The sequence below is a fragment of the Psychrosphaera ytuae genome (assembly GCF_017638545.1).
In the GTDB taxonomy this organism is placed as follows: domain Bacteria; phylum Pseudomonadota; class Gammaproteobacteria; order Enterobacterales; family Alteromonadaceae; genus Psychrosphaera; species Psychrosphaera ytuae.
In genome coordinates this window covers 2,181,719-2,197,527 of record NZ_CP072110.1, presented here as the reverse complement: position 1 = coordinate 2,197,527, position 15,809 = coordinate 2,181,719, and the positions used below count along the sequence as shown (strand labels likewise).

Below are 15,809 nucleotides of genomic sequence, written 5' to 3'. Positions count from 1 at the left end.
TTTTGCTACACTTCAGGGCAACCCAATCCGTGTTTATTGTTTAGGTAAAGTATATGAGCGGAACTAAATCTGCAGATCAACCTACTACCACGGTGAACTACCCATCGTCTCTCAACGTCATGCAACCTGAGCTGGCGACGGTGACTCACCTCAATCAGCCCGAAACATTTCTGGTTGTGCTAGAAATGTTTATTCAACAACATGAAACATTTAGAGACGATGTCGAATCAGCCATCAGAACTAATAATGGCCCAGAGCTACATATACTGATCCACACACTTAAAGGCTCGTCCGGTGCATTAGGTCTGCAAAAACTCCATGAGATAAGCACCGAACTCGATTTGCAACTTACACAGAGGGTCGACATCGAATCCCTTAATATGACGCCTTTGTTTGATGTGTTGCGATTAAGCCTAGTGGATTGCAGAAATATTCTTGAATTGAATAAAATCAATAAAGATGATCTCTCTAACGATGAAGACGCTGATCTTGTGGTTTTGCTGAGACAATTACGTCAAAAATTGCATCATCACGAGCATATAAACTCACCATTTATCGATATTTTACGCAGCGTATTGCACGAGCAAAATAATCGAAAATACGACCAAGTTTTAGAGCTCGTCGATCGGTTTGAATATTCAGAAGCGTACCAATCATTGCTCGACCTTGACTCTAAAAACTGAACGCCTACTCACATTTGTTGATCTGCTTTAAATCGATATCGTGGTCTTGCGCTTGCTCGATAATGTCTACGTCTTCCATGAAGATAAAGTAGTCTTCGGTTGTATTGGTTTTTAAGAACAAATCTGCCTCTAAATATTCATAAGCTGACATATTTCCAAAGCACTTTCCTTCCATTCCCAAAGAAAAGTACCCATTAATATCAACATCAGCAGCTTTGTACTGACGGATCAGTGCCTGCGCTTGTGCCATGGTTTGTGCGTCTTGTTCTGAAAGCTGCATTACAGTTACTGACTCATTATCTGCAATACCGTCAAACAACAAAGGGGAAAAGCCAGTTTTAACATCAGGTAAAATCACAACCTTAAAGGCGTAGTCTTCCTTTACTGCAGCCAGGTCTCCATTTCCCAATGATTCAAATCCAAAGGAAATGGTCACGGCCCCTTTTTGAAGTTGAATACCTTGGTCTGTTCGAACCGCTAATCTAAGCCCTTGAGGCTCAATGTCCATCGGAGAGAATTGGCTCATTTTGTACATGGTCTTTAACGGCATACTCATACAAGCGGATAATAAAACCACACAGGCAGTCACACACAGTAACCTAATATTCATCTCTAACTCCTTTTATAAGCTGGCTTAAAAAACGATTATTAATCGAACACTTTGCTCATAACAAGCAAAAGTCCTTAAAAGAAACATTTCGTAACTAATTGCCCTAAACCAGCGCATAGCTTCGACTCAATAAATTGGGCCTATTTTTGCTTTTCTGTTGAATTTTTGGTTAAATCGCCGCCTTTATTTTAAAGGGTTTAGGTGGTTTACGACTGTCAAAGCCTAAGTCATCACAATGAGGATACGAATTACGTGATCACAACCGCAAACATTACAATGCAATTTGGCTCTAAGCCATTGTTCGAAAACATTTCTGTTAAGTTTGGTAACGGAAATCGTTACGGCCTAATTGGTGCCAATGGATGCGGCAAGTCAACGTTTATGAAGATCCTTGGTGGTGAGTTGACACCATCAAGTGGTAACGTGAGCTATGGTGAAGGTGAACGTTTAGGTAAACTTCGTCAGGATCAATTTGCGTTTGAAGACTACACCGTTATCGATACAGTCATCATGGGCCACACAGAGCTTTGGGAAGTAAAACAAGAGCGCGATCGCATTTACTCCTTGCCTGAAATGTCTGAAGAGGACGGCATGAAAGTAGCCGATCTAGAAACTCAATTTGCTGAGATGGGCGGTTATGAAGCTGAATCTTCTGCGGGTGAGCTGCTTCTAGGTGTAGGTATAGGAACTGAATTACACTTTGGTTTGATGAGCGAAGTAGCGCCAGGTTTTAAGTTGCGAGTTCTTTTGGCTCAAGCACTATTCTCAGACCCAGACTTCTTATTACTCGACGAACCGACCAACAACTTGGACATCGACACCATTCGCTGGTTGGAAGAGACGCTTAATCAACGTAACTCAACCATGATCATCATTTCGCACGACCGTCACTTCTTAAACTCGGTTTGTACGCATATGGCTGACCTTGATTATGGTGAATTACGTATTTATCCAGGTAATTACGACGAATATATGTTGGCGGCAACACAAGCCCGAGCTCGTATGCTAGCTGATAACGCCAAGAAAAAAGCCCAGATTGACGAATTAAAACAATTCGTTGCTCGTTTCTCTGCCAATGCTTCAAAAGCTCGTCAGGCGACGTCTCGTCAAAAGCAGATCGATAAGATCAAGCTAGACGAAGTAAAAGCTTCTAGCCGTGTAAACCCATTCATTCGTTTTGAACAAGAGAAAAAGCTTTATCGACAAGCACTTGAAGTTGAAGGCTTAACCAAAGGGTTTGACGAAGGTCCATTGTTTAAAGATGTTAACTTTATGGTTGATGTTGGTGAGCGCATTGCAATTATTGGTGAAAATGGTGCCGGTAAAACAACCCTGATGCGCACTTTGTTTGGTGATTTAACTCCAGATGCCGGTGAAGTTCGTTGGTCAGAAAACGTGAAAATCGGCTACTACGCGCAAGATCACCAAGCGGACTTTGAAAGTGACATGAACCTTTTTGACTGGATGAGCCAATGGCGCCGTGAAGGCGATGACGAACAGGCAATTCGCAGTTTCTTAGGCCGTATGTTGTTTTCTTCTGACGATATCAAAAAGTCAGTTAAGGTGTTATCAGGTGGTGAACAAGGTCGTATGTTGTTCGGTAAGATCATGATGGCTACTCCGAACGTCTTACTTATGGACGAACCGACCAACCACATGGATATGGAATCAATTGAGTCATTAAACATGGCACTTGAGCAATATGAAGGTACATTGATCTTCATTTCTCATGACCGTCAGTTTGTTTCTTCATTGGCTAACCGTATTATTGAAATCAAAGACAACGAAGTTGTTGATTTCCGCGGTAGTTATGACGAATACCTTAAGAGCAAAGGTATTGATGGCTAGTTGTTAATTGTTGAAAAAAAGGGCCTATATTGGCCCTTTTTTTATAAACACCCACTTTCTCAAACCTTGACCTAGCGTAACTCATTGGCCGTTCTAAACTTGCCCTGATAATCAAAAATTCGTTCGTGTACTTGCCAAAACTTTTTGGATTTTTTGGCAATCACAAAATCAGGAATTGGAAATCCAGCTTGCTGACTCAACACCTCTCTTAATGACTTAAACTCAGTTGGCGTCTGTGAGTTCCTAAAGCGTCTACCAAATAAATCATTAAAGGCTTTTTTGTGTTTTTCGGAACTCAAGTCAAAAAACTCCTTCAACTCAGCTCCATCTTCATCAAAATAAGTCACTTTTAAGCTGCCATTGTGTTCCGAAAACGTCATACCAGAGCATCTAATCACCATTCGATCAGATAATTTTAGTGCGTCTTTGAGTTTATCATCGGGGTCCACCAGTAAATGCTCGCACTGATGACACTGACGTGCAGCGATGTCATTTTGGGCATTACATTGTGGACATTCTTTAAATACAAACCGGTAATCACACTCAAAAATTTCATCGTCGTCCGGAGTATCTAAAATGCCTTGGCACTGGCGACCATAATGCTCAAGTACATTGCCATCTTTGTCGGCCACACCCCAGAACATATTGCCAAACCCACAGGATGGGCAAAAGACCTGAACCAACTCACTGCGATTGTTTGGCTTAGGCTCACCGACTTCTGGATGAAATATGTTTATACCGTTACCTGCGTAATCAATAACTAAACAATCCGTTTTACCCTCAGACAAACGTAATCCTCGGCCGACAATTTGCTGATACAAGCTCACCGACTGCGTAGGTCGCAAGATTGCAATCACATCGACATGCGGGGCATCAAAACCAGTAGTAAGTACTGATACATTGACCAAAAATCGTATTTGTTTGGATTTAAACGCAGTGATCAGCTCTGCTCTTTCATCAGAATTAGTTTTGGCGGTGATCAAGGCGACTTGTGATTTGCCATGACTGGTGCCTAACAGTTGTTGTAAGTACCCTACGATTTCTTCGGCGTGTTTGACTGTCGCCGCAAAGATCATCACACCTTCACGTACTTTTTGGCCATGCTCGGGTGATTGACCGTTTGCAATCAAAACAATTTGCTCAATGATCCCTTGAGTAACACGAGGGTACTTGCCGAGTAACTCATTGACGTCATTTTCGTTGTATTCACCAAAGGCATTCGTCGGTAATTGCGAGAAGTCGAATTGTTCTACAGCAGCGTCGATTAGAGTAGGCGGCGTCAGGTATTGATGTTTGATCATATGTGACAACGGCAATTCATAAATACAATGTTTGAAAGGCTTTTCTTGTTTGCTCCTGACGAACCCATAGTAGTGGTATTGATAAATCCATCCCATACCTAGCCGAAACGGTGTGGCAGTTAAGCCCAGTATTTTTAAAGTAGGGTTTTGAGTTCGTAGCAATGTCACAATCTGTGCGTACTGGTTGGTATTGTCTTCATCGGCTTCAAACTGATTAACTCTGTGGCACTCGTCAATGATCACCAAAGAATACTCAGCCACAAACTTCTCCAGGTTTCGAGATACCGACTGGACACTAGCAAAGGTCACTTGCTGACTGGTTTCTTTTCGATTAAGTCCGGCCGAAAAAACACCACTTCGCACCGCGACTTGCTCTGCATATTGATTAAACTTTTGATGGTTTTGTTCGACTAGCTCTTTGACATGAGTTAGCACCAATATTTTGCGCTTGGCCAATCGAGCTAATTCAGCAATGACTAGACTCTTACCTGCTCCCGTAGGTAACACAATCACTGCTGGCTCATCACTTTTTCGAAAATGAGCAAGGGTCGCGTCAACTGCATCTTGTTGATATGGCCGAAGTATATACATAAAAGAAAGGCGAAATTTAGGTTAGTCGAATATACTGATTCTATCGTACGAAACACTTTGGGGCACGCGTTCAACTTAAAGAACCTTGTGTTGGCAGAAAGTAGTGTTTTTTCTGTCCTATTTAAGTAATAAATGTGTGTTTTAATTACATACTTTCTTACAATTAGTGTCAGCTAAAATTAGGGCAAACTGATATATCATTTCGATAATAAACACCGATATCGCAAAACTTACAAATGGAATCCGTCATGAGCAACAAAAGGTCTAGTATTTTTATACCCGTCACCGTCATTATTATTGGTTTTGCGCTAATTGCACTCATTGTATTTAGCAAACCTCCTCAATCCGAGAAAAAAGACGTTGATACCCGCCCTATCGTTAAAGTCTCTCCAGCCAAACCAGAACAGCATCAAGTAAGAATTAAAGGATACGGAGAACTGCGTCCTCTTGAACGTACCGTAGTGTCGGCCCAAGTGTCTGGTGAAGTGATCAAATGGAATCCAAATTTTGTCGAAGGTGGATTGGTTAAGCGCGGCGAAGTTTTATTTGAAGTTGAGCCGGACAACTACGAAGTAGCACTTCTTCAAGCACAATCTCAATTACAAAGCGCCAAAGCAGCATTAGTAGAAGAACAAGGCCGTGCAGAAGTGGCCAAACGCGAGGCCAAAACAATGCCTAACGAGCGCGTTTCTGACCTTTATCTTCGCAAGCCACAAGTGATGAGCGCCGAAGCCGCGGTAAAACTTGCAGAGGCCTCTGTAAAACTCGCCGAGCGTGATTTAGCTAACTGTCGCGTTATAGCCCCATATGATGCCTTAGTTGTTCGCCGTGAATTAGGTACAGGACAATTTGTCAGTACAGGGATGAATGTTGGTGAGTTGTACAACGTTGAGCGAGCTGAAGTGGTTTTCCCTATTGCCGGGTTTGATCGCAGCTTTTTACCGGTTAACCTGAAAGGCAAAGATGCCCTGATTTCTACTCAAGACAAATATTCTGTTAACCGTTCAGCTCGAATTGTTCGCGATACTGGCATCATAGATCAACAAACTCGCATGGGCCATGTCGTTGTCGAATTAGAAGACCCATACGGTCTACAACGGGACCTACCGCGTATTTTATTTGGCTCGTACGTTGAAGTGTCGTTTGACGGTTTAGTGTTAAATGACGTGGTTAAACTATCTCAAGATTTGGTCACAAATAATCGAGTATGGATATTAAACGATGACAAGACAATCAAACAAAAAGTTGTCGATGTTGTAAAAGAAGAAGGTAAAGACTTTTTGATTGGTGATGGATTAGAGCAAGGCGATAACATTGTCATGACGATTCCTGAGTTTCCTCAAGAAGGCATGGAAGTGCGCTTAGAAGGTGACAAGAAAAAAGAAAAGACTGAAAAGAACAAAACATCAGAAACGGTAAACGCTGTACTGACTGAGTCAACGGAGGGATAAGCCGGTGACCGATATCAAACAAAACGAAAAGCCGACGGGATTAATCGCTTTTTTTGCGAATAACTCAGTCGCTGCCAACCTAATGATGATTTTTATCATCATTATGGGTTTATTCACCTACTTCAAAATTCAGCGTCAAATGTTCCCGAACTTTGACCTAAACTACATTCAAGTCAGCGCTGCTTATCGTGGTGCATCCCCTCAAGAAATTGAAGAGAGCATTTTAATCAAGATGGAAGAAGCGTTAAAAGACGTAACTGAAATCGAAGAAATGAATTCTCGAGCGTTCCGAAATTCTGGCCAATTAACTTTAGAAATTGCCACAGATAAAGACCTACCAGAGGTTCTTGATAAAGTTAAAGCGCGAGTTGATTCTATTGCAACATTTCCTGCTGGGATGGAGCCGGTAAATGTTAGGCAAATTGAAATTACTCAAGATGTTATAGAAATGTCACTCGTTGGTGATTTTCCGCTGGAAGAGTTAAAGCCTATCGCCAAAAAAATCGAAGACGAACTACTATTGTTAAACAACGTCTCTTTGGTTGAGTTAAGTGCGCCTTCCGATGAAATTTCTGTCGAAGTTCAACCGGAAGCCCTCAGAAAATACAATCTGACTTTATCGGATATTTCCAACGCCATTCGTCGATACTCTGCTAATTATTCAGCAGGTCAGCTTCGCACCGACTCAGGTTTGATTGCAGTTCGAATTGAAAATCAGTACTACGACGGCCACGAGTTTAATCAAATACCAGTAAAAATTGGCGACAACGGTGCGCGCGTTTTATTAGGCGATGTTGCCACTGTTCATGATGGTTTTACGGAAGGGCTAAGATACAACAAGTTTTCTGGTCAAAATTCCGTTTATATGAGTGTTAAAGCCACCAAAGACCAAAACATGGTGGCGGTGTCTAAGTCGGTCAAAGAATTCATCGACATGCGTAACCCTACCTTGCCAAAAGGTATGGAGCTTAAAATTCTTGTCGACATGACTTACTACCTCAACGCTCGTTTAGACATGATGCTGAGTAACCTATTCCAAGGCTCAATACTGGTCGCTTTAATGCTGACCATATTTTTGAGATTCCGCCTAGCATTTTGGGTAATGATTGGCCTGCCAGTGTGTTTCTTGGGTGCCGTAATGTTAATGCCGACGCTTGGTGTCACCATTAATATCATGTCACTGTTCGCATTCATCATGGTATTGGGTATTGTAGTCGATGACGCCATTGTCATCGGGGAGAGTGTCTATACGGAGGTTGAGAAAACCGGCGGTGGGGTCGACAACGTTGTGCGCGGTGCACAACGAGTAGCGACACCTGCGACCTTTGGTGTTTTAACCACTATAGCGGTATTCGCTCCCTTTATGGCAGCGAGCGGACCTCAAGGCACCTTCTTTACCAATATTTCTGGCGTGGTCATTCTGTGTTTAATCTTTAGTTTGATTGAGTCCAAACTAATATTGCCCGCTCACTTAGCTCACACTAAATTTACCCCGGTTAAGTCAAACAGCTGGCGTTCGAGATTTAACAAAGCGTTTAATAATTTTGTTTACGTTAAGTACAAAGGCGCTTTGGAAAAATGTATCGAATACCGCTGGTCGGTAATGATTGCATTTACCTTCATCTTGGTCGCAAGCGCTACCATGATGATGGTTAATCACGTGCGCTTTATTCCACAACCTAAAGTTCCTGATGATTATCCGAGTATCGCAATCGAGATGAATGAGACGGTTTCTGACCAGCAGACGATTGATGCAATTCAATCTATCGAAGCGATGGTCATGCGTGTAGAGCGTCAAATCATAGAAGAAACTGGCGGGCCAATGATGAAGGATATTTTAGCCTTCAATAACAGCCGTAATGCTGGTCGTATTGTTGTTCCGCTTGTTGAAGAAGAAAAACGTGCGTTTGACTCGTTTGAACTAGCAAGACGCTGGCGTGAAAATATGCCAGAGATCCCGGGTATGAAGTCGATTACAGTAAAAGATAGCGTGATCGGTGGTGCCGGTGGTCAAGGTGACTTCGGTTACCTGATTTATGGTCCTGACCTTGATGTGCTCAATGCCGCAGGTCGCCAGTTTATGAAGATGTTGTCGGTACAAAAAGGCTTGTTTGATATCAGCTCGACCTTGGACGCTAACAGCAAAGAAATTCAAATGGAACTCAAGCCGGTTGCCTATGATTTAGGCTTGTCACTGCAATCAATCGCAAACCAAATGGGTACGAGTTTCTACGGTGGTGAAGCCCAGCGAGTACTGCGCAATGGCGAAGAAGTACGTGTTATGGTGCGTTACCCAGAGCTCACCCGCGAACAATTCAGCGAGCTTAAATATGCGACGATTACGACACCTTCAGGTAATGAGGTGATGTTAGGTGATGTCGTGACCTTGACTGAAAAACCAGGTATTAGTTACATTCGTCGCGAAAACGGCTTCCGCTCTGTTTATGTATTTGGCTCTATTGACCAAGCACTCGTCGAGCCAACAGCGGTCGTAGAAACCATCAAAGAAGACTTGTTACCTGAACTCAAAGACATGTTCCCAACCATCAAAACGGAACTTGGCGGAGCGATTGAGGAAGAACAAGATCAGCTCAACGAACAATTGATGTTTTTTGTTGCTGGTATGTTGCTGGTTTACATCTTGTTAGCTGTACCATTAAAGAGCTACTCGCAACCTATGATCATCATGTCCGTGATCCCATTTGGGTTTGTTGGTGCTGTCATAGGTCATTTCATCATTGGTATCGACATGAGTATGATGTCTACCTTTGGCCTTGTCGCCGCGGCCGGTGTTGTTATCAACGATAGTTTGGTGATGACAGATTATGTAAACCAAATGCGTAAAGAAGGTCTTTCTACCTTAAAAGCTGTCGTCGCTGCTGGTTGTGTTCGCTTTAGAGCAATCACATTGACGTCAATCACGACGTTTGTGGGTGTTTTACCTATTATGTTCGAAACTAGCTTACAAGCGCGCTTTGTTATTCCGATGGCAACCGCTCTTGGTTTTGCCGTATTATTTGCGACGGTAGTAACGTTGATATTAGTCCCGTGTTTATACATGATCTTAGAAGACACCAAAGACCAGTTTAAAACCTTTGGTGGCTTATTTGGTCGGGCATATCGCAAGATGTTTGGCACTGAAGCGCCTGCAGTAAGCCAGCCGTATAGAAACACTAGCCATACAAGTGGCAGTTCAAGTTATAATGATGGCGGCGCAGATATATAACTAGATTAGTCAATAGCCATTAGACAAAAGCCCACTTTGCTGTGGGCTTTTTGATTGTGTAAATTAAATTTGGAGACCCTTAGGTGGTTGATTTAACGCTGTTAGCTGTATTTATACCGACATTTTTTGTGGTCAGTATAACTCCTGGTATGTGTATGACTTTGGCAATGACGTTAGGTATGACAGTCGGCGTCAAAACTACCTTATATATGATGTGGGGAGAGTTACTAGGTGTCGCCATCGTAGCGGTCTCCGCGGTCATTGGCGTATCTGCAATCATGCTGCAATACCCAACTTTGTTTACGGTACTCAAGCTACTTGGTGCCAGTTATCTCGCATGGATAGCTATACAAATGTGGCGAAGCAAAGGAAAACTAGCAATACAAGAACAACAAGACGCAGTGACACACTCACGAATGGGCTTGTTTAATCAAGGTTTAATAACTGCACTGGCCAACCCAAAAGGCTGGGCCTTTATGATCTCGTTATTACCGCCATTTATAAACCCAGATTACGCATTGCCAACCCAACTTGTCTTACTCGTTATGATAATTTTGTGCTCTGAATTTATCTGTATGATGCTGTACGCAACCGGGGGTAAAACAATTGGCCGCGTCTTGACCCAAAAGAGCAACGTCAAACGGCTCAATCAAATCTCTGGTAGCTTAATGATGTTGGTTGCTTTGTGGTTACTGTTAGGTAGTTAGGCCAACAAAGTTGGCCTCATATGTTTTATTAATGTTTGTCTAACCAAGCTAATACCTCAGGGAAGTGGTCTTCCACCGCCTTAGGCGAGGTCAATATATCAATGTGATCGTAGTCTTTTTGGTTACCATTTTGTTTCGATAACAGACTAAACTGTGCCTTTGGGTTTTGACACTCAGCCATAAATAGTTGGACGTCTTGCTGATGGCCGAGTGAGTAATCACTTACACCAGTCAAATGCCACATCGGTGGCCATTTTGCGCTTGCTGCGGCTTTGTAATAGTCAAAGCCGTCAATTGGGTCAATCCACTGACTCTTACGAACCCACTTCACACTTTCTACGATGGCTTTTCTCGGCTCAGAATCTGCGCCGACGCCCAGTCTTTTGGCATCTAAAAAACCACTCTTTTTGGTCATAATTGGTGCCAAGAACTTCCAAAATAGATCCACCTTTAACAAGCGCTCACTATTCCAAACCGTCACTTGACGTTTAGTACCAAACTTAACCATTGAGCGCACCATATCTTGAAGTTCTGGATAACGAACAAAGGCACTTGCAAACATAACCCCGCCCCAAGAGTGACAAATAACGTGCATTTGCTTTTGAGTGCGTTGATAAACTTCTTTCATCAACAAAGGAATATCTTTGGTGATTACTTCGTAATAGCCATGGTCGTTACGGTCTTTGACCGATGGAGTACTTTGACCGCGGCCACGATAATCGGCGACATAAACGTCGTATCCTTGTTTAGCGAGATAACCTGCTAAGCCTTTTCCCGATTCGGTATAAAAAATACGACCATTTTCTATCGTGCCATGTAGCATCAAAATCGGCGTACCGGCTTCCCCATTATCTCGCTCTGCGCGAATATGTCTCACGTGTAACGAGTGGTCTTCACAAGTCACAAAAAAAGAAGATTGCGCGATAGAGTCGAATTTTGGCACTGAGGTGCTCCATTTAAATAACTGGTCGGATGTCAGAAATGATAAGTCGTGACCGAAAAAATACAAGTTAATTGTGCGTTTACTTTTGTTTGACCGTAAGCAACACTTAACAGACGCGAGTTGGTAATAGGATAAAAAAGATAAGCTTATGAAATTGACTGAGGCTCAAAACCAGACACAGCAGTGCCTAATTAAAGCAATGACCCAACTTAACCAAGTCGTGCTGGGCAAGGAGCAACAAGTTAAACTCGCCGTCACGTGTTTACTCGCAAATGGCCATTTGCTCATTGAAGACTTACCCGGTATGGGCAAAACGACACTATCTCATGCCCTTGCCGATGTATTTCAATTGGAGTACCAACGCAGTCAATTTACCTCAGATATGTTGCCCGCTGATGTGTTGGGTGTGTCTATTTTTGATCAGTCAAAACAAGCCTTTACTTTTCATCAAGGGCCGATTTTTTCACAGTTACTGTTGGCCGATGAAATTAACCGAGCGAATCCAAAAACACAAAGTGCCCTTCTCGAAGCAATGGAAGAACAGCAAGTCTCTATTGACGGTTCAACTTATACGTTGCCAACCCCTCATTTTGTTTTAGCCACTCAAAACCCAGTTCATCAAAGTGGCACCTATCCTTTACCTGAGTCTCAATTAGACCGATTTTTAATGCGTCTGCAACTTGGTTATCCACCAGAATCGGCCGAATTTGAACTATTAATGTCCACTGATAAATCCAAACAGCGCCGAGCCAAACCAGTCATGACACCAGAGCAGCTGCAACAAGCTCAACAAGATGTGCTCGAAGTACACAAATCTGATGTCGTTGTCCGCTATGTAATGCGCTTATTACACTACAGTCGAACCGAAGGTGTTTATCCAAACCCATTGTCACCAAGAGCGGGACTTGCACTTATTAAAGCGGCACAAGCTTATGCGTACTTAAGTGGAAAAACCTTTATCGACGCCGATGATGTCAAAGCTGTGTTTCCTGCGGTTGCCGAGCACAGGCTCCGCTCTGGGCATAGTACGAGCTCAGCAAATCAATACAGTGACTCAATTTTGGCGTCGGTCAATGTGTTTGAATAATAGGGCTAGGGTCGAAGATAGTCATGCTTGAAGCTCGGGTATCAAACTGGATTGCCAAACGATTTGAAATCAAGTCATCATTTAAATTAGGCCACCAGCAGCTATTTATTTTCCCGACTCGCTTTGGTTTTTTATATCTATTGGCGGTATTGATCATCTTTGTACTCGGAACCAATTACCAAAACAACCCTATTTTAATATTGAGCTATTTCCTGTTCTTTATGTTCATTTGGTCTTTGCATGCCTGTTTTAACAATATGATCCGCTGTCAGTTTGATGCCATTTCTATTAAAGATGGCTATGTTGGCGAAGCAACAACATTGTTTATAAAGGTTACTAAAAGCGCTAAGCCCTTTACTCCTATGCAATTGAGTTTTTGGCAAGACCGTCAGGAGCTTAACTTTGATTACGGCACTCTACAAACGCATACTCTCAGCGTTTTTTTGCCAATAACAAATCGCGGTTTACAGCAACCAGCCATCCTTAAAATAAAATCTGAGTACCCTTTTGGCTTAGTCAAGGCGTGGTCATATTTGCGTTTTGATGAATCGTTTTGGGCATTTCCAAAGCCAGTAAAAGGCGATTGGCAATTCAAAACGGCCCAACAGAACACGGAGCACAACCAACAACAAAATGAAACCGACCCCAACGCAAAGCAGGGAGCTAACTCAGACTCGCATAGTCTAGTACTAGAAAGCCAAAGCGTTGACCGTCAGTTTGATGGGATTAGGACGTTCGTTCCTGGCTCTCCCATGTCTCAAGTCGCCTGGAAACAGTATGCTAAACAAGCGCAGGGGGACCTCTTGCTTAAAGATTTTGTTGATGAGCAACAAACGGAAGTGGCATTGACTTTATCTTCTATTAAAAAAGGCTCCCTTGAATATAAGCTTTCGGTGCTGACCCAAGCAGTACTCGATTTACACCGACAGAAACAACCTTTTGTATTAGAGCTGTCGGGCTATCGAGGGCAGCACGCTCAAGTTCAGTACAAAGGTGATGAAGCGTCATTTCAACAATGCCTCCGCACATTAGGCGGATTTGGCTTGGCTAAATCTGACTTACAAAAGTCAAAACGAGAATTCGAGTCATGAGTATTGTGGCTCGAACTGTGTCTTCACAAACATTGCTCCCTCTCGCTACTGCAGCGTTTAATGTCTTGCTACTTGCGACGATTCCTTTGTTGTTTGAGGCCTTATTGAGCTCGATAATTGTCATCAGTAGCTTACTTGTTTTGATCCAAGTGGTGTTATTAAGAAAAACTCATTGGATGATGAAATCCGTCAAACACATAACCTTGGTCAAAAATGTCGGCGCCTTGGCTTTTTTTGGGTTAATTATCGTATCAGCAAAACAACTTGGATTATTGAACGCCATGGTCAATTTATTGTTTTCTGGTGTTTTGTTGTGGCTTGTTACTGCCGATTTGAACAGCTCAAAATGGGCCAAACAAGTATTTGTCGTCTCGCTGCTATTAACTGCCGTGTCGTTTATCTATCAACAAGATTTACAATGGAGCCTGTACGCATTAATGGTGGTGCTAGGGCTCTTTGTCACCTTGTACCTGTGCCAATCTCAATCTTATCAGAGCCCAGATACGACTATGAGTATTAAGCCGCCCCATTTTTTCGTAATGGTATTGAGTTGTTTAGTGCTCTCAGCAGCAACCTTTGTGTTGATGCCTGCCCTTTCGCCGTTTTGGAAACTGCCTGAACAAAAGCAATCTTCGACGGGGCTAAGCGATACTATGACTCCGGGTGATATCGCGCAATTAGCCAGCTCTAATCGTTTGGCGTTTCGGGTCGAGTTAAGCGGAAATCAAGAGCTAGTTAATGGCTTGTTAAATGACCACGCGAGTCAATATTGGCGGGTCCTTACTTTAGAAGATTTTAACGGTAAAACGTGGCGTCAAAACCCTCAAAGAAAAGTCACACGTTCAGACAGGCCAACGCCTTCTCCTCAGCAGCAATCATCATTGGATTTGTTAAGTTCTGACCTTTCTTTGTCCATCATTGCAGAACCAAGCCACCAGCCTTGGTTGTTAACCTACGGCACAAGTATGCCCCAACACAACCAAATCATGCTCACTAACGACAGCCGATTATTGAGCACTAAATCAATCAGTAAGCGGATCAAATACCAAGCCCAAAACCTAGCGCCCACCAATGTCTTACCGGTGACAGAAAGTGATTTAGAAATTAATACCCGTCTACCTAATAACTCTAACCCAAAAGTCAGAGCACTCAGTCAGGCTCTATTGGCCAATATCAGTACAGAACAAAGAGTGACTTCTGCCAAAACGTTGTTTGCGTTTAACCGAGCTGTTTTGAATTATTTTTCGAGCCAAGGCTTCGTTTATACTTTATCGCCCCGGCCTTTAAGCGGAGAGCACCTAGATGACTTTATGTTCGAGAGTAAACAAGGTTTTTGTGCTCATTACGCCAGTGTTCATGCCTTTATGCTGCGCAGTATCGGAGTACCAGCAAGGGTAGTGACCGGTTATCACGGTAGTGAGCTCAATCCAAACGGCCAATATTTGAATATTTACGATCGCAGTGCCCATGCGTGGGTTGAATACTTAACACCCGATCAACAATGGCAGCGAATAGACCCTACGGGGGCTGTATCACCCGAACGCATTCAAAGCGGTTTAGAAGTTTCTCTGCAAGCCGAGGTCGCTAACCAAAATGCCGCTATCAACTTTGTGAAACAAACCCCATGGCTAAATCAACTCCGTCAGCAATTACAGTCGCTCGATTATTATTGGACCGTTTGGGTACTGGATTTTGATAATAATAAACGAGAAAACGTCGTCAAAGAGTGGTTTAGTTTGGCAACCTTCGGTTACCTTATTGGCGCTTTGATTACCTTATGTATCCTGTTGCTTATAGTTTGGTTGATAGTACGACACTTTAAGCAACCAAAATTGTCCCCTGAACGCATGGTTTTGACTCGATTGTACACAGCATTAAGCGCTACGACACAAAAACCAGATCTCAACCAAATCGATTGGACCATGTCGCTTCAACAACACCAACAAGTGCTAACCCAAAACGCGCCTGAATATGAGCAGCAAATTCTGCAAATTATCCAAACGTTAAATCGAAATTTATATGACAAAGATCACATCATCGATACTCGTGCGCTTTGTAACATTATTGAAACCTTGAATGAACAGACCAAATAAAACCGTCATTCGTTTTGCTCCAACCTCTTATAAACAGGCCATTTCAGCGATTTCCAGCCTGAATTCACCATCATAGTTTTATTACCAAAAACCTAAAAACACTCACTAACCGACTACTTTTCTTTGTAATTTTTGTCACGCAAGCGTCACATTGGATTTATAAAACTGTCATTTTTGG

The 15,809-nt window shown here is 42.8% G+C and carries 11 protein-coding genes; 8 read left to right on the top strand and 3 right to left on the bottom strand.

Features of this window, described 5'->3' with window-relative positions; all coding sequences use genetic code 11:
• The first annotated feature begins 53 nt into the window (after positions 1-53).
• A complete protein-coding gene (locus J1N51_RS09900; RefSeq protein WP_208830884.1) occupies positions 54-683 on the top strand; it encodes an Hpt domain-containing protein in 630 nt (209 codons plus the stop codon).
• Between the two features lie 4 nt (positions 684-687).
• On the opposite strand, the gene J1N51_RS09895 is transcribed toward J1N51_RS09900, so the two are convergent.
• Positions 688-1,293 (bottom strand): hypothetical protein, encoded by a 606-nt coding sequence (locus J1N51_RS09895; protein WP_208830882.1) that lies wholly within the window; start codon positions 1,291-1,293, stop codon positions 688-690.
• A gap of 252 nt (positions 1,294-1,545) precedes the next feature.
• Here J1N51_RS09895 and J1N51_RS09890 point away from each other — a divergent pair, with 252 nt between their 5' ends.
• A complete protein-coding gene (locus J1N51_RS09890) occupies positions 1,546-3,141 on the top strand; it encodes an ABC-F family ATPase (protein WP_208830880.1) in 1,596 nt (531 codons plus the stop codon).
• Between the two features lie 71 nt (positions 3,142-3,212).
• On the opposite strand, the gene J1N51_RS09885 is transcribed toward J1N51_RS09890, so the two are convergent.
• Positions 3,213-5,033 carry a DEAD/DEAH box helicase gene (locus J1N51_RS09885; protein ID WP_208830878.1) on the bottom strand — a complete coding sequence of 607 codons (1,821 nt, stop codon included), beginning with the start codon at positions 5,031-5,033 and terminating at the stop codon, positions 3,213-3,215.
• Between the two features lie 248 nt (positions 5,034-5,281).
• Between J1N51_RS09885 and J1N51_RS09880 the strand changes: the two genes are divergently transcribed.
• The 3 genes from J1N51_RS09880 to J1N51_RS09870 all read left to right on the top strand — a co-directional run bounded on the left by J1N51_RS09880 (position 5,282) and on the right by J1N51_RS09870 (position 10,417).
• A complete protein-coding gene (locus tag J1N51_RS09880) occupies positions 5,282-6,484 on the top strand; it encodes an efflux RND transporter periplasmic adaptor subunit (protein WP_208830876.1) in 1,203 nt (400 codons plus the stop codon).
• Positions 6,485-6,566: 82 nt separating this feature from the next.
• Entirely contained in the window at positions 6,567-9,710 is a 3,144-nt protein-coding gene (locus J1N51_RS09875; RefSeq protein WP_208833400.1) for an efflux RND transporter permease subunit, read from the top strand.
• Between the two features lie 83 nt (positions 9,711-9,793).
• Positions 9,794-10,417, top strand: coding sequence for a LysE family translocator (locus tag J1N51_RS09870; protein ID WP_208830874.1), 624 nt, complete (start codon positions 9,794-9,796; stop codon positions 10,415-10,417).
• Positions 10,418-10,445: 28 nt separating this feature from the next.
• On the opposite strand, the gene J1N51_RS09865 is transcribed toward J1N51_RS09870, so the two are convergent.
• Complete coding sequence (locus tag J1N51_RS09865) at positions 10,446-11,360, bottom strand: alpha/beta fold hydrolase (RefSeq protein WP_232842786.1); 915 nt, start codon at positions 11,358-11,360, stop codon at positions 10,446-10,448.
• Positions 11,361-11,508: 148 nt separating this feature from the next.
• Here J1N51_RS09865 and J1N51_RS09860 point away from each other — a divergent pair, with 148 nt between their 5' ends.
• From J1N51_RS09860 to J1N51_RS09850, 3 genes are read left to right on the top strand one after another with little or no spacing between them, the layout of a single operon-like run.
• Positions 11,509-12,447: an AAA family ATPase gene (locus J1N51_RS09860; RefSeq protein ID WP_232842785.1), complete on the top strand. Its 939-nt coding sequence runs from the start codon at positions 11,509-11,511 to the stop codon at positions 12,445-12,447.
• 23 nt (positions 12,448-12,470) lie between these two features.
• The gene (locus J1N51_RS09855) at positions 12,471-13,538 is read left to right on the top strand and encodes a DUF58 domain-containing protein (protein ID WP_208830872.1); all 1,068 of its coding nucleotides are present in this window, start codon (positions 12,471-12,473) and stop codon (positions 13,536-13,538) included.
• Positions 13,535-15,631 carry a transglutaminase family protein gene (locus J1N51_RS09850; protein WP_208830870.1) on the top strand — a complete coding sequence of 699 codons (2,097 nt, stop codon included), beginning with the start codon at positions 13,535-13,537 and terminating at the stop codon, positions 15,629-15,631. Before J1N51_RS09855 ends, J1N51_RS09850 begins: the two co-directional genes overlap by 4 nt.
• Positions 15,632-15,809: the final 178 nt, after the last annotated feature.

Bases quoted from the DNA above. Each gene is read 5' to 3' on its own strand.
- J1N51_RS09900 (WP_208830884.1), top strand. From the start codon at position 54: ATGAGCGGAACTAAATCTGCAGATCAACCTACTACCACGGTGAACTAC.
- J1N51_RS09895 (WP_208830882.1), bottom strand. From the start codon at position 1,293: ATGAATATTAGGTTACTGTGTGTGACTGCCTGTGTGGTTTTATTATCC.
- J1N51_RS09885 (WP_208830878.1), bottom strand. From the start codon at position 5,033: ATGTATATACTTCGGCCATATCAACAAGATGCAGTTGACGCGACCCTT.
- J1N51_RS09880 (WP_208830876.1), top strand. From the start codon at position 5,282: ATGAGCAACAAAAGGTCTAGTATTTTTATACCCGTCACCGTCATTATT.
- J1N51_RS09875 (WP_208833400.1), top strand. From the start codon at position 6,567: ATGATGATTTTTATCATCATTATGGGTTTATTCACCTACTTCAAAATT.
- J1N51_RS09860 (WP_232842785.1), top strand. From the start codon at position 11,509: ATGAAATTGACTGAGGCTCAAAACCAGACACAGCAGTGCCTAATTAAA.
- J1N51_RS09855 (WP_208830872.1), top strand. From the start codon at position 12,471: ATGCTTGAAGCTCGGGTATCAAACTGGATTGCCAAACGATTTGAAATC.
- J1N51_RS09850 (WP_208830870.1), top strand. From the start codon at position 13,535: ATGAGTATTGTGGCTCGAACTGTGTCTTCACAAACATTGCTCCCTCTC.